The organism is Telmatocola sphagniphila, from assembly GCF_018398935.1.
GTDB lineage: Bacteria > Planctomycetota > Planctomycetia > Gemmatales > Gemmataceae > Telmatocola > Telmatocola sphagniphila.
On record NZ_CP074694.1, the window covers coordinates 3,428,798 to 3,444,109 of the forward strand.

Genomic DNA, 15,312 nt, shown 5'->3' on the forward strand with positions numbered 1-15,312 from the left:
CAGTGTATGAATGCGCAGCGAAGCCTCAAGCATACCGAATAATTCCGGGGGATTCCCAGTGCCGTTCGATTTGAAACCTTTCCGAGACATGCTCGGCGAAATTCTCCCGCGCAACCGTTTCTATCAAAAAAAATATGCCGGATTGCAAATCGATCCCGATTCCTTCCAACATTTATCTGATCTGACGAGCCTCCCGTTCACGTTGAAATCCGATTTGATTGCCGATCAACATAACTATGCTCCCTATGGTCAGATCCTGACCTATCCGCTGGAAGATTACTGCCGGTTGCACCAGACATCGGGTACCAGTTCCGGCCGGCCGCTGCGCTGGCTGGATACGCCGGCCAGTTGGAAGGGTCTCCTGAACTGCTGGACCGACAGTTTCCCGATTATGGGCCTCAGTTCTCAGGACAAATTTTTCTTTCCATTTTCCTTTGGTCCCTTCCTGGGATTCTGGACTGCGTTTGAAGCCGCGAGCGGTGCCGGTTATCTCTGTCTGCCCGGCGGCGGAATGACCAGCACGGCTCGGCTGCGTTTTTTGCTGGAACACGAGGCAACCGTGATCTGTTGCACGCCCACCTACGCTCTTCATCTGGCCGAACTGGCCGACCGCGAGAAAATCGATCTGGCTGCTTCGGCCGTGCGAATGCTGATTGTCGCAGGAGAGCCCGGGGGATGCATACCAGCTACCCGTGAACGAATTGAAAAAGTCTGGGGAGCTCGCGTATTCGATCATTACGGCATGACCGAAGTGGGACCGGTGGCCGTCGAGATGGTCGAACTTCCCCGGAGCTTAATGCTGCTTCAGAATCACTATCTGGCGGAGGTGATTGATCCCCAATCCGATCTGCCAGTTCGGGAGGGAGATGTAGGCGAATTGGTTCTGACGAACCTGCGGAGGTGGGGTTGTCCACTCATTCGCTACAGGACCGGCGATCTGGTTCGATTGAAGCCCTATCAGAACCGGATCTGTTTTGAGGGCGGAATTCTGGGTCGGACAGACGACATGATTTACATTCGGGGCAACAATCTTTACCCGGCTTCGATCGAGGCCGTCGTTCGACGTTTTGCGGAAGTTATCGAATTTCGAATTGTGGTGGATCACACGGGACCGCTGGCGGATCTGAGTGTGGAGATCGAACCAACACCGTTTGCGGATTCCACGAACTTGGCCGAACTTGTCGCCCGCGCGATTCGGGATGAGTTGCTGTTTCGGGTCGATGTCAAGTGCGTAGCGACTGGAGTACTCCCGCGATTTGAAATGAAAGCCCGCCGCGTGGTGCACATTCGTTAGGAGTCCATCCAGCCGCGAATATAAAAATCTTCACCCAATAATTCCGAAGTGGTTTTATCGCATTTCATCGCTTCGGGCAAATGAGCTATTCCAATCCCGGAGATTGGCCCGTGGGCATGCTTCCCACCGATAATTCGCGGGGCGATAAAACAGTGCACTTCGTCGATTTCCCGGGAATCCAAAAAAGAGCCGAGCAGACTGGTGCCCGCCTCCAGCCAGATATTGGTCATGCCGCGCTCGGCCAGTTTTTTTAGAAAATCTTCCAGCGATTGATAACCGAGCAACTCAGCTCCCGCATTTCTCCAGGCCTCGTGCCGGAAGAGATAATCCTGATGGACGGCCAGCAGAACGGGAGCCCACTGTACCGATTTCAGCAGCTGACAGTTCGTCGGAAGTTCGGTTTTTCCCTGAGACAGCACAATCCTCGTCGGAGTGCGAGGGCCGGGTGGTCGCGCGGTAAGAAGTGGATCATCGCTCAAGAGAGTGCCGCGACCAGTGATGATTCCATCCATCAACCCCCGATAGTGATGGACTTTCTGCCGGGCAATTTCACCAGTGATCCATTTAGATTCCCCGGTGGAAGTCGCAATCTTCCCATCGAGTGACATGGCCCATTTGGCGTGGATGTAAGGCTTATCCGTTCGAAGTCGCTTCAGGTAAGGACGATTCAAAAACCGTGCTTCCTTTTCCAGCAGGCCCGATTGCGTTTCGATCCCGGTTTCGCGGAGCTTCTGAAATCCCTTACCCGCCACCGCCGCGAAGGGATCGGCCATGGCCGCGACAACTCTTTTTATGCCGGCTCGTATCACCGCTTCGGTGCAAGGAGGCGTCTTCCCTTGATGGCAGCAGGGTTCAAGTGTCACGTACAAGGTACTGCCTTGGGCCAACTCCCCCGCCTGCTTTAAAGCGACGATTTCAGCGTGGTCTTGGCCGTATTTGGGATGCCAACCTTCCCCGACAATCGCCCCTTCGCGCACGATGACCGCACCGACCAGGGGATTAGGTTCGACGTAACCACGTCCCCGCTCGGCTAACTGCAGTGCTCGACGCATTAGCTCCTGATCCGACATATAATTGATTCTATTCTATTCAATCCATACTCTGCTACGCGAGACTCTCCATGCGACTTGCAGTTCTGATTCTAACACTATTTTCATCGTTAGCGAGAGCGTCGGATTCACTATCCCCATTGACTCGGGAAGAGATTTCCCGGGGTTGGCTCCTCGCCTTCGACGGCGAATCTACTTTCGGTTGGAAGTGGGAAGGAAGCCTCGAGGTTAAAGATGGAAATCTGATATTTGGCGGAACTCAAAAGACGGAGGCATTTAGCACGTTGAAGTTGACTAAGGCCAAAGCGGTACTGGTATTTAGCCTGGAAGGTCCAGGAATACCTTCGCTTACAGTCGGCGGCAAACAAATTAAACTCGTCGCGCATAAAGGGATGCAAAGATTGGAATTGGAGATCAATCCCACTGGCGACTCTTTGGAGCCGATTGTCGAGTTGAACGTGCCGGCTGGGTCTCAGATCGTATTCTCGAAAATTGCTTGCATCCCGATGGGGGGTATCAGCCTATTTAACGGGAAGGATTTGAACGGCTGGAAGCCTTTTCGCGGTGAAAAATACAAGTCGGTTTATTCGGTAAGGCCCGAGGGATGGCTGAACGTGAAAAATGGACCGGGCGATCTACAGACTGATCGGAAATTCGACAATTTTGTGCTCCAACTCGAATGCTTCAGCAAAGGCAAAGCACTCAACAGCGGCATCTTCTTTCGTTGCATCGCCGATCAGTATCAGAACGGCTACGAAATGCAGATTCACAATGGCTACAAAGAGAACGATCGCACAAAACCCACCGACTTCGGCACGGGTGCGATCTACAGACGCATACCAGTGCGAAAAGTGGTCAGCAATGATTTCGAATGGTTTGCGATGACTCTCGTGGCCGAGGGGCGGCATCTGCGAACGTTCGTCAACGGCTACCCGGTCGTCGACTGGACCGATGATCGCAAACCGAACGACAACCCGCGCCAGGGATCGAAAACTGCTTCGGGCCACATCAGCATTCAGGGGCACGATCCAACCACCGATTTGAATTTTCGCAACCTGCGAATATTGGAATTGCCCAAGACCAAAGAATAATCGCTATTTCTTCTTCTGAAGCATCTGAGTGACGTCCAGCCCGTCGGCCCCGATGTGATTGTCCATCAGATCGATTCGCCCTTTGCTCTTCATGCCCAACAGCAATTTGCTCATCTCGTTCCACCAGATGAAAGTGAGTACATCGGGGTTGGTTTGCTTCAATTGACGATAGGTCGTCAGCCGCTGCAGAAAAGATTGGGCTTCGGCCACCGCCAGAGTCAACTGGGTCTCCGCATAGGAAGCGGCTTCCTGCTGGAATCGAAATCGATCGGCCTGGGCCGATTTCATGCGAAGTTCCGCTTCCTGCTTCGCCCGAAACTCCTGAGTGCGGATATTGGTCTGCGAGCGATTAACCTCTTCGAACGCTCCTCTGACCTTTTCCGGCGGACTGAGAAAATCGACGCTGATCTGCTGAACCCGAATACCCAGATGATGATCCGCCAGGCGACCTTCCAGCCTGTCGGCCAGCCAGCGCGGTAGCGCGGCATTTCCGGTAAGCAAAACATCGTCCACGCTTTGACCGGCGATCCACTCGGAGATTGCCGATTCGGCCTCCCGCACCAGAATCGATTCACTTCGTTCGCGCTGACTGACATAATCGATGAGTGCTTCGGTTCCTTCGCCCACGGAGTAGTCAAGGTTAACAGAGATATTGATGAGATTCTGATCTCCGGTGAGCTGTTGCCCACTGACGGTATCTTCGATTTCCTGAGGCTTGTAGCCGACGTTGAGCCGTTGTACGGAAGCTATCGAAACGCGATCTAATTTGTCGATTCCCCAGGGCCAGCCGATCCAAAGCCCGGGGCCGGGAGTCGCGACGACTCGACCGAATCGGCGCACTACGCCGCGCTCTTTAGGTCCTATTTCCGCCAGTCCGGTCAGCAGCCAGAGGAATAGTGGAATCAGAAATAAACGACGAAGCCATTTCATGATCAGGGAAGCTTCTTAAAGACCATAAGAGTATCTCGAATGACCCTATAGCGATCTTTCAGCAGCGTAAATACTTCTCCACCCGCCTCGCTAGATTTCGCGTAGATCAAATTACTCTTAGGATCTTCGGCTCCCAGAAGCAGCGTGATCTTCTTGCCGCCTTCGGCCTCCAGAACGATCTCAATGGCCCCCTTGGAGAGGTCGAGGTTGAATTCCGGCTTCACCTCTTTGGTGCCCAGCATCTCCTCCGCTTTCACGTTAGTGACATCCAGCAGGAAGTTGGCGATGGCAGGAGGGTCGATCTCATAATTCAGCTTGGTCCTGGCGACCCACTTGCCTTCCTTCAATTCGAACTCGCGAGTCGCCGGTTTTTCACCGGTCTGTTTTGCCCAGCCGGTGAGCTTGAGGCCTGTCACTTTGTCGGGTGGGATCTTGTAAACCTGACGATCCAGAAAGTCTGAGCTATTCTTGTGCAGTTCATAGATCGCCTTGGTAACTTCCACCACGTAATCTTGATCCGCCATCCTCAGGTACTGACCGGTTTTCGATTCCGAGTCGACGCCGAAGTAGTAGATCCTTTCTTTATCTTTTTCGTCCTTGAGATCGATCTTGATCTTCATCAGGGCGGACTTGTCATCGAGTTTCAACCGAGTCAGAGTGGCAGCATCCGGTTTCTCAGCTACGGTCTTCAATGGTCGCAAATTGACTAATTCGGTAATCAACTGACGAACCTTCTCATCGTCGGCAGGCTTATTCTTCAGTTTCTCCGGCCCACCGATTTTCCACTTATCCCCTTCTACCTGGTTCAGAATCAGATTTTCCGTTCCCTGGGTAATAGTGATAGTTTTCGCCAGAGCCGAGTTAAAAGTCTTCAATATCACATCGACGTATTCGATGCGATTCCGATTCACCAACTGATCGAGAACATTAGAAGGAATTTGGAAATCGTTTTGCTGACCATTCATGATCCGACGAACATTCACGACGTTCAATTCCGACTTCCCAAAAATCAATTCCACAGTCGGTTTATCCTTCAGTTTGGGCTTACCGGCTTTGCTGGCTTCGCCTTCTTTTGCAGGTGGAACTCCGTTTTCCCACAACGCCACACGGGAGGATTTATCGGTGTAACCAAGTTTCTCGGCGGAGTAAGTCGAAGGAGGGAATTCCTGAACCAGCGAATGCTCCGTAAGGCGGGCCAGTAACGTTTGAATGAAAGTGAAGTTCGCGGCATGCGCGTTATCGCCATCGTAGATGCTCCAGATATTCGCCTGGGCACCGCGCCGCAATTCAATTTTGCCGCTGGGGTTCAAGATCTCAATGGCGTCCACCTTATTGAGATCCATACGGACGAGATCTTTCGATCGAATGGACTTGGGATCTTCCAAAGTCTTGCGCAGGAACTTCAGTCCTTCGGCATTCACCTTCGCGACCGTATCATCCCCCTCGAAGTGCACGTAAACTTCATCCGTTTTCTGCTTCGGATCTTTAGGATCCTCCACGCGTTTCCCGATATAAAGAGTTTCCGTGGTCGGCGCCTCCCGACCTCCGGGAGAGATTCGCGAAAGCTCGATTTTCATTACATCCGGATTATCGGGATTCAGCCCGAATTTGCCCAAGTCGGGTGGGTTGTCGATGAAATTTTTCGGATCGAATACTTCGAGTGCAGTCGCTTGCGATATGAGTTGTCGCACACTGTAGATCAACTCCGGATTCGGAACGCCCCCGGCGGGGATTTCCGCTTCGGCTTCACCATAACCCAGAGGCGCTTGAAAAATCCATTGTCCGTTGGGCTGTCGGGCGAGGCTGAGAATCTGCTTCCCCTGTTTGATGGTAATGCTGTTGCTCTGGCTCAGGCTATCCTGCATGTTGATGCCCAGAAGTTTCCGCTCCCTCAAATCAGACAGCCCTAAAACCATCTCAGCCGTATTCCCGGCGGCCGGTTGTCCCGGTTTGAGAAGAGCCTGTATGCTGCTGCGGCGAATCGCCTGAACGCGTCGCGGGTTATCGGAAGTCATCACGTATGCCAGGGCTTTCTCCTGCCCGATAGTGATGTTGCCGATCGAAACGGTACTTTCCCGATCTACGCCCTTTTTCAAAGTGATTTTCACTTCGGGATTGGCCAAGCCATATTTCGCGGGATCATTGGAGATGTCGATTCCTTTTTCCACGACCTTGGCCGTCATCAATTCGCGAAGGATACTATCGATGGCCGTGGCATCGACACGGATTTTCAGTGGTTCAGTGCATTTCCAGAGGCCACCCGGCTGCCTGCTGAAAACGGCTTTCTTGCCGGAGTTTTCGATTTCCAAAGAAGTGATATCGTTTTCGTGAATGCCGCTCTCCGCAAACACCGGCAGCAGCAATCCACTCACATTGGGTTTTTCATCATCGCTGAATGCGATGTAGATTCCCAGCCCAGCCAAAAGCAAACCGACCAGGCCCATCAGAACGTATGTCGTGCGAGAGTTCATAATGACGGTCTCTGAAGATATTGAGTACTACGATCGGTTTAATGCACCGATCGATTATTTTCTTCGAACGATCCAAATGCTCACACCAAAGCCAGTGACTATGCAAAGGAAGAGCAAAAACGGCTGTACCAGAACCTTCCACAACGTTACATCCGCGGGAATTTTGAGGTACTTTCGTTCCTGCGGCTTGATACCGATGTTAGTAGGTCGTTCTCGCAACCAGTCGATTAAGTCGCCGAGCATATCGAAGCTAAAGGTGGAATTCCCGGCCATCTGAATCAATCGATTGTTAAAAGCTTCCCAGCCGAGCACCACCATTCGAGGGGTATGCTCTGCAGGAGGCGTCGGCGGAGCCTGCGGATCTTGCGGTTTCAGCGGGGCCATCGAACTAACAGCGATGACGCCGAGTTCCTGTTGGCCCGCCATCTTCTCTTTTTGGAGATTTTTATCCTGCCGCAACTGACGGAATACGGCTTCGTTGTTACTGACACCGTCGGTTTCCAGCCAGGTGACAACGTTCGGCGTGGTCGCCAAAACCCGTTGAACTTTCAGTTCGGGTCGCAATCCTTGTTGAGCCCGTATTGGTCGACTCAGATTGGGAATGATTTCCATCCGCGGAAAGGCCCGAGCCAAAATGGAACCTTGAAGGTCATCGGAAGGTTCGACGATCGGCGTTTCAAGCGCCCCATTTTGAGAATATTGGACGATCTTGGCGGGAAGGATATCCATGCCGAAATCGCTAATCAGTTTCTCCAAACCCGTGGGAGCGATTTTGCGATTGATGGGCGAGACGGTTGGTGGCAGGATCGCGACCAATTTGCCCGGCTTGCGCTTCGGATCGGTCGGTTCCATATACTCAGTCAGGAATTTGACGACACCCTCGCTGTAAGGTCCGGAGGGTGCCAAAAGCACCACGGCGGTGGCATTGGTATCGAAATCGGTGGTACCGTTCAGTTCCAGTTTCAGGGGGCGTACGTCGTACTTTCGATCCTGGAGGTACTGAACCAGCATCGAAGCGGAACGTTCGGCGGAAACGTCTCTGGGCCCTTTTCGGGGCTGAGGCTCTTTGATGCTGATATCCAATTCCCCGTTGCCCTGCAGGAAGTAAATGATCGGTTTGACTTTTCCTTCTCCCAGGAATGCCAGTTCCGCCATCACTCGCCCTTCGCCAATGAAGTTGAGCGATTCTTCCCCCGGAGCATTGCCGAATTTCTGCTCGACCAGATCCCGTATTTTCAGAAAGACCGTCTGGTTTTCCTTCTCTCCAACTACCAGCAGAATTCCGAGTTGATCGCGCAGATCCTCTCCCAACTTGTACTGCTGATTGAGCCGGAATATTTCCTTCGCATCGAAGCTGGGATCTAGGGGTACGACCTGAAAATTCGGGTTCTCTTTTTCGCAGTTGGTGAGCATGTTCGAAACTTCACCGAACAGTGAGTTTCCCGGAGGCCAGATCAAATAGGCTTTTACGGGGGTGCTCAGAGTGCTCAAAACCTCTTTGGATTTCGGATCCAAAGTGTAATATCCCTTTTCGGTGGTATCCAGCACGCTAGTCCACTTCATGGACGAGTAAATATTCAAACTCAGTAGCAGGGAAAGCAGGAACAGTCCGGTCATCACGGCTGAAAAACCGTAATAAAGACGGCGAAGCCCGGCACTCTTGCGGAGATCCGAACGGGCGATTTGCAACCCCAGGAACATGATCACCAGGCCGCCGAATACCGCTAGAAGTGCAAAGAAAGGCCAGCGTGCTTCTTTCACCTTCCCCTGTTCGAGCCAATCGGTCAGGCTGCCGCTCCACCAATAGCCGAGGATGATCCCCAGGCAAAAAGTCAGGAAGCCGATTAAGCTCCCGGCCAGAATTAGAGTGCTCTTGAAAGCACTGTTGGCTTCATCCTCGGTCTTGGGAGTCCGAGTGTAGGTCCAGGAACCCAGACAGACAAAACCCAATCCCATGGCCAAAGCCCAGGCTCCGGCAAAGAATCTATCCCCAAGTTTGACGCTGAAGAATCCTTCATCGAGTTTCTTCTTTTCCGGATCCTTATCTTTCTCGAGATCTTTGGTGAGTTCGGTTTTTGCCTTTTCTTTGCTGGCATCCGCCTTACCATCCGAAGACGCACTCATGAAGAAGACAATCGAGCCGATCAGCAGCAATATCCCCAGGGCAATCTGGAGCAAAGCGGACAACTTTAATTTGTTGGTGGCAGCGGTAGATGCCGGATTCAATTCGTTTAGCATGAATTCAGCTCCACTTCCGGGATTCAAGAGATTTCACAGTTAAAAACAGCCAGAAGACAGTCAATGAGGCGTGCACCACCAGATCGCGTAAGTAGAGTCGCCCCTGGATGGCTTCGGAAAGCGTCGACCAGAAGGCCAGCTTGTTGAGGACTCGACGCAACAGTTCCGGAATCAGGACATACGAGGTCGTGAGTACAATCAGCAGGAAAAAAAGCATCCCGGCAAACGTCAGTACTGCCGCGATGATTTGATTCTTGGTCAGCGATGAAAAGAAAATACCCATCGAGACAAAACCTGCCCCAATAAAACCGAGTGAGATGTAGAAACCGATAATCGGCCGGTAATCGAACGGATCGTCGAAGGCAACTCGAAATGGCAGCAAGTAGAGGGCGAAAGGAATCCAGGCTGCCATGAAAAAGATCCAAGCCGCGAGAAACTTACCAAGTACCACGGAGAGCTCGGTAATCGGCGCTCCCATAAGTACTTCGAAGGAACCGGTTCGTTTTTCTTCCGCAATGATTCGCATGGTCATCGCCGGTACGATGAAGACTACGACAATCGCTCCAGAAATATTCATCAGATAATTGCCGACGATGGGCTCGATGACGGGCACCGGCCGTCCGAATTGATCGAAGAAATTGAAGAAGTACATGGTGAAGTTAATTGCCCCGATGATAATCATGCCCGCGAAGATCAAGTAGGCGATCGGAGAGTAGAAATAAGCGGCCAGCTCACGTCGGGCGATGACCAGAACGCGGTTATCGCTGCAGGAACCGAGACCAACCAGAGCATAGAGCGCCCCGAATACCATCAGATATATGCCTTGTGGCATCGTGTAATAAGAAAGCGTTTTCACACCAACGTAAGGTAAGATTGACCTGACCAGCCCAAATAGAAGAAAGCCAAGACCTGCGTAGCCGATCACTCGGGCGGCCAGGTAGCCGGTCGCGGTGGTCGTTCCAATCTGACCTAAATACCCGGCCAGATAGAGTAAACCGAGGATCGATAAAATCACCCCGAATTGCAGAAGAAAATTGGGGTAAAGGGCTCCGCCGACCAACGCCAGAGTGGAGAAGATTATTCCCAATCCGAGTATCACCGAGAGTATCGGCTTCAAGAATCCGGGATCGTCCTCTTTGCGGGTCAGACAGAGTAGGAAACAGAGCCCCACCAGCAGACCCGGCCAGCCATAGAGTGGAAATCGCTCGGCACTCGGTATAACGATCACTCCACTCAGGAGAATCAGCCCCAGGCCGAGAAAGGCGTAAGAACGCAGAACGGTTTTATCGGTTTCGCGGAGAGCCGCATAAAGTGCTGCCAGCAAGCCGAGGGTAGCTCCAATCGCCCCGCCCGGGCTCCCGACCAGCCGTGGCCCAGCAATCTGATTGGCGAGAATAACACCTACACCCGCCGTGGCGACCGCCAGACCGAACATGCCGAGGATACGCGAAACGCCTGGGGTTTCGTCAACAGATTGCGACGGAGCCAGCTCCGGAGGAGGAGCCGCCAGCATTTGAGTATCAGACATTCGAATTTTCTCTAAAAGGTTTGTTTCTTTTGACCGAATGACAGCGCGGTTTTCTCATCATCCGGTGGGCTGTTTGGGACCCTGTCTCAAAACCACACTCATATATAGTTGTTCGAGGCCTTGTTTGCGATGGTTCAGTTTTCGCAGTCCCCATCCCTTTTCGACCACCCGCTTCACCAGTCCATTTTCCACATCCAAATGGGAAGTGATTTCCAGGTTGTAAGTATTCACATCCGAGGAGCCTGCATCGGAAGTCACTTTGACCACTCCTGGAATCTGACCGAGAGTATGAACGATTTCCTCACTCGGTCCGCGCAATTCCAGTTCCAGCGAGGGCATGGTACCGGAGAGTTCGGAGAGCTTGCCATCCCAGTGCAGCGTGCCGCGATTGATGATAATTACCCGGTCGCAGCTGGCTTCGACTTCTGGAAGAATATGGGTAGAAAGTAGAACGGTATGGCTACCGGCCAGTTCGCGAATGGTGTGCAAGGTCTCGCGAATCTGAACCGGGTCCAAACCTGCTGTCGGCTCATCCAGAATCAGTAGTGGCGGATCGGCAATCAAGGCATCCGCCAGGCCGACACGCTGACGATAACCTTTGGAAAGTGTTCCAATCAAGCGGCGGCGAACTTCCCGAATTCGACATTTTTCCAGGCAGTATTCGATTCGCGAGTTGCGTTTGGAGCGATCGACCTCCTTCAATTTCGCCCGGTATTGGAGATATTCCTCCACCCGCATTTCCGGGTAGATCGGCACGCTTTCCGGAAGGAAACCCAGCTTCCGGCGTACTTCCATTGAATAGTCCATCACGTCCAGTCCGAAGACTTTGGCAATCCCACTGGAGGCCGGCATGATGGTGGTTAGAATTCGCATGGTCGTCGATTTCCCGGCGCCGTTGGGCCCCAAAAAACCGACCAATTCACCGGGTTGAACGGTAAATGAGATACGGTCGACCGCTTGCACGGGACCGTAATTTTTGCAGAGATTCGATACTTCAATCGCAGGATCAGACATCTTGGTTGCGAGCTCCGTCGGATTGTGCGAGTAGGACGATATTATGTTAGACGACCGGCCCAAGACAAGGTGTCGGACGAAAGAGGAAAACTACCCGCCCTCGGTCCGAGAATAAGCATATTCTGACAAAAGTGAAATATTTCCGGCCAGGCCGAGCCGGAATTTAACCTTCTAGAGTGCTGGGCTTAACGTAAAATTCAACCCAGCCGGATCACCCTGTGGATTACTTTCGTTCCGAGGACTTTCGCAGGGTCGGCTTGGGCTTGCCCTTTTCGTCCTGCACGTCCTTCAGCAGCACTTCCACAGCTTTGGCCAGTTGATCGTCCTTACCCTTGGCCATATCGCCTGGCTGTGGCCAGACGATGAAATGAGGAACCGCTCCGTTCAGTTCCTCGTCCTCTCCATCATCGATTTTGAACCAGCCGCGGAAAGGCAGTCGCAGAGTGCCCACATCCATGATCTGAGCCGCTCCGGTGGAGACCACGCCTCCCGCCGTGGGTACACCCACGAGGTGGCCCCGATTCAAAATCTTGATCGCATGACTGAAAATTTCAGCGTTGCTGAAACTGTTCTGATTGCACAACACGACAATCGGCTTATTCCAGGAAGCGAAAACCGTGCGATCCTGAGGATACCCCGGGCCGCCATCGCGCGGCACCGCAATGGCATGCCGCGGCTGCGTCAACGCGGTGAGCAACAGGTCGGCCGTGGAACCGCCGCCATTTTCGCGGACGTCAATCAGCAATCCTTCTTTACCCGCGCCCGCATTGTACAGCGACTCTTCGAATCTATGGAAGCTGGACTCATCCATGGCTTTGATGTGCAAATAGCCGAGTTTGCCGCCGGAAAGTTTATTCACCGTTGCAATGTTGGAATCGATCATTTTATTATAGATGCTGTTGCCCAATCGAGCGGCGGCCATGCTGATCGGTCGCAGAGTCACATCGCGTTCGGCCCCATCGGGAGCTTTCACTTTCAGAGTTACATCGCGGTTAGGATTACCGTTCAGATAAACCGTCGGATCGATCGCGTTGTCAATGACCTTGCCATCCACAGCTACCACCACGTCGCCGGGATTCAATTTGGTCTTCTTCTGATCCGCAGGCGTTCCCGGTAGAGTATCCTTCACTTTCCATCCGGGTCCCGCGAAGCTGGGGTCAAAGCGAGCCCCGAAATAGGCGGTGGTTTCTCGCCAGCTGGCCCCTGCGCCTTCTGCGTTCTGGACGCCTGCAGGACCGCCGCGACCGCCCGGCGTGAAACCGAGGTGGGAACCGTTCAGTTCGCCCAGCATCATTTGAACGAGGGTCTGCAGGGTTTCCAGATCCGTAGTCTCCGCAACCGGTAGATACTTGGCTTTCACGGCGTTCCAGTCCCGATTGCCTAAGCGGCTGTCGTACCAGTTATCCCGCATAATGCGCCAGGCCATCTCGAATGCGGCTTGGTACTTCTTGGCAATGTCGACATCCTGATAGGCCGTGAAGGCATAGCGACCCGGGGAGGCTGTAGCTGCTGCTCCCCCTCCCTGTGGGGCCTGGAAGTTACCACCCTTTCGACCACCGCCTCCCTGTTTCGGTGCGGGTGCGGCCGTAGTTACCGGTGCGGCGGAACCTGCGGAAAGTGCTGTAGGCACTCCCCCCACCAACCCGACAATAGTGCCGCTTCGCAACCATTTTGCTCCGGAAGCGACCTGAGCTGACATGAGATTGGGAGTCAGATTGTCCGGAATTTCGATCGTATAAGTGGAGCCGCCATTGGCATAGGCGATCTTCTTGGAATCGGGCGAGAAAAGTAGGGCGCCCACCGGTTCAACGCGAACCCGCCGAATCCGGTCATAGATGCCATCGAAGTCTATGACCACACCGGTGGATCGACGCACCGGAGTAGTACTCCTGGGCTGTTCGGTCTTGGCCGGCTCTTTCCCCTGCTCTCGGGGCATCGGTATAGGTTCGGGCTGTTGCTCATCGGAAACTTTCTTGGAGAACGGAGCTAAAGGACCACGCCCTTTTTGAAGCTTTTCAATCGCCTTTTCCAGACTCTTTTCCCGAGAACTTTTCTCGTCATCTTCCTTGCTCAGGTAGACGAAGTGCAGATTGAAATTGTCCTTCTTATCGCGAGCGCCCACCCAGGCGATGACTTTCCCATCCGGCGACCAGACCGGCGAATGATCGTTGTAAGGATGCCGCGACAGATTGAATTCGGGTCGCGAGTTATCGAGTGGCTTCACCCAGATATCACTGTTGAAATCGTTATCGTCGACGGCGTACACCATCCATTTGCCGTCGGGAGACCAGTCGTAGTCGGGAGCATTCCAGGAATGGACGAACTCCTTGGGTTCCTTGCCGTCGGCATCGGCAATCCACAGGTTACCGCGATTCCGAATGTAAGCGATCTTTGTTCCATCGGGACTGAATTTGATGGAACCCAGTACATCGCCGACACTGGTGACCGGTTCGATTTTGAAAGAATCCTGTTGCAGCCAAAGCTTGGATTCATCGCCTCGAGTAGCCCGATAGATATCGCTTTTCCCGTTCATGTCCGAAACGAACAAAATTGACTTTCCATCCGGTGCGAAAACGACGCCGCGTTCTTCTTCCGGGGTACGGGTTATCCGCTTGGGTTCCCGCAACTCGGTATCCATGACCCACACGTCTCCGCCAGCGATGAAAGCAATTTCCAGGCCGTCGGGCGTAAAGGAGCATTGCGTTGCAGTGGTCAGCACCCGGCGATCAATCCGTTCGATGGGACGATCGTCGTCGCGCAGAATTTCGATTTTGGAAGGGACCTCATTCTTACCTGGCTCAATGCGATAGAAGTCGAATAGCTGCCGAAAGACGATGGTGGAGCCATCGCGAGAAATACAGGGAGTCACCACGCCGTCGTCGGTGTACTTGGTGATCTGCCGGGTGGCTTTCCCGTTACTTTCCATCAAGTTATAGGTCTTGTTCGCGCCGCTGACGTAGTAGAAGGAATCTCCCTTCGGATTCCAGAGTGGCCAGAAATTGTTGAAACCATCATCTATCAGCTTGTTGAACGCTTTGCTGTCGCGGTTGTAAACCCAAACCTGCGCCCCCTGAGAGCCCTTGTAACCCTTACGCCATCGTTCCGTCCCTTCCCGGTTGAACAAAAGCGATTGGCCATTAGGAGAAATCGTCGCCGCGGAAGCGTAATCGTCAAACACCATCTGCTCAGCAGGCCGAGCTTTGGGATCTGTAGATAGCGGAATCACGAACAATCGATCCGAAGCGCGTCGGCCATAACCGCCATCCCGGGTGGATTCCACCAGCAGACCTTTGCCATCGGGGGTCCATTCCAGCAGTGTGAAACCAGCGGAATTGAACGTGACCTGACGCGGCGTTCCTCCGATGGCGGGCATGACGAAAACCTGATTGCCGCCGTTTCGATCCGAAATGAAAGCAATCTGCTGACCGTTGGGCGAAAACTTGGGCTGTGTATCCCGAGCCGAGTTTGTCGTGAGTGGTTTGGCGACGCCTCCGGTGGAGGCTACTGACCAGATATCGCCGTTCCAGTCGAAGACTAACGTTTTACCATCGGGGGAAAGGGAGGGATTATTGGGTAATCGAATTGGCTCGGCGGCGTGGGCGATCTGACAGAACGCCATAATTATCAAGGGGATCGCGCAGCGGAATGTGCTCACGAGACGTATCTCCTGCGACTACGGGATTATGCGGTAAAAAGT

9 protein-coding genes are annotated in these 15,312 nt (G+C 53.2%); 2 read left to right on the plus strand and 7 right to left on the minus strand.

Going from position 1 to position 15,312, the window contains the following annotated elements; translation table 11 throughout:
• Positions 1-58: 58 nt before the first annotated feature.
• Positions 59-1,294 (plus strand): phenylacetate--CoA ligase family protein, encoded by a 1,236-nt coding sequence (locus KIH39_RS13570; RefSeq protein WP_246539293.1) that lies wholly within the window; start codon positions 59-61, stop codon positions 1,292-1,294.
• Here KIH39_RS13570 and ribD read toward each other — a convergent pair.
• The gene (gene ribD, locus KIH39_RS13575) at positions 1,291-2,364 is read right to left on the minus strand and encodes a bifunctional diaminohydroxyphosphoribosylaminopyrimidine deaminase/5-amino-6-(5-phosphoribosylamino)uracil reductase RibD (RefSeq protein ID WP_213493782.1); all 1,074 of its coding nucleotides are present in this window, start codon (positions 2,362-2,364) and stop codon (positions 1,291-1,293) included. The two genes, KIH39_RS13570 and ribD, sit on opposite strands and share 4 nt — an antisense overlap.
• 50 nt (positions 2,365-2,414) lie before the next feature.
• Here ribD and KIH39_RS13580 point away from each other — a divergent pair, with 50 nt between their 5' ends.
• Positions 2,415-3,434 carry a 3-keto-disaccharide hydrolase gene (locus tag KIH39_RS13580; protein WP_213493783.1) on the plus strand — a complete coding sequence of 340 codons (1,020 nt, stop codon included), beginning with the start codon at positions 2,415-2,417 and terminating at the stop codon, positions 3,432-3,434.
• Positions 3,435-3,437: 3 nt separating this feature from the next.
• Here the strand turns inward: KIH39_RS13580 and KIH39_RS13585 are convergent, their stop codons facing one another.
• The 6 genes from KIH39_RS13585 to KIH39_RS13610 form a co-directional block, all read right to left on the minus strand.
• On the minus strand, positions 3,438-4,364 hold the full coding sequence (locus KIH39_RS13585; protein ID WP_213493784.1) for an SPFH domain-containing protein: 927 nt from the start codon (positions 4,362-4,364) through the stop codon (positions 3,438-3,440).
• A 2-nt stretch (positions 4,365-4,366) separates the two neighbouring features.
• Positions 4,367-6,835 (minus strand): DUF4340 domain-containing protein, encoded by a 2,469-nt coding sequence (locus KIH39_RS13590; protein ID WP_213493785.1) that lies wholly within the window; start codon positions 6,833-6,835, stop codon positions 4,367-4,369.
• Between the two features lie 54 nt (positions 6,836-6,889).
• Positions 6,890-9,073: a Gldg family protein gene (locus tag KIH39_RS13595; RefSeq protein WP_213493786.1), complete on the minus strand. Its 2,184-nt coding sequence runs from the start codon at positions 9,071-9,073 to the stop codon at positions 6,890-6,892.
• Positions 9,074-9,077: 4 nt separating this feature from the next.
• Positions 9,078-10,601: an ABC transporter permease gene (locus KIH39_RS13600; RefSeq protein WP_213493787.1), complete on the minus strand. Its 1,524-nt coding sequence runs from the start codon at positions 10,599-10,601 to the stop codon at positions 9,078-9,080.
• A 57-nt stretch (positions 10,602-10,658) separates the two neighbouring features.
• Positions 10,659-11,615, minus strand: coding sequence for an ABC transporter ATP-binding protein (locus KIH39_RS13605; RefSeq protein ID WP_213493788.1), 957 nt, complete (start codon positions 11,613-11,615; stop codon positions 10,659-10,661).
• Between the two features lie 223 nt (positions 11,616-11,838).
• The gene (locus tag KIH39_RS13610) at positions 11,839-15,270 is read right to left on the minus strand and encodes a S41 family peptidase (RefSeq protein WP_213493789.1); all 3,432 of its coding nucleotides are present in this window, start codon (positions 15,268-15,270) and stop codon (positions 11,839-11,841) included.
• Positions 15,271-15,312: the final 42 nt, after the last annotated feature.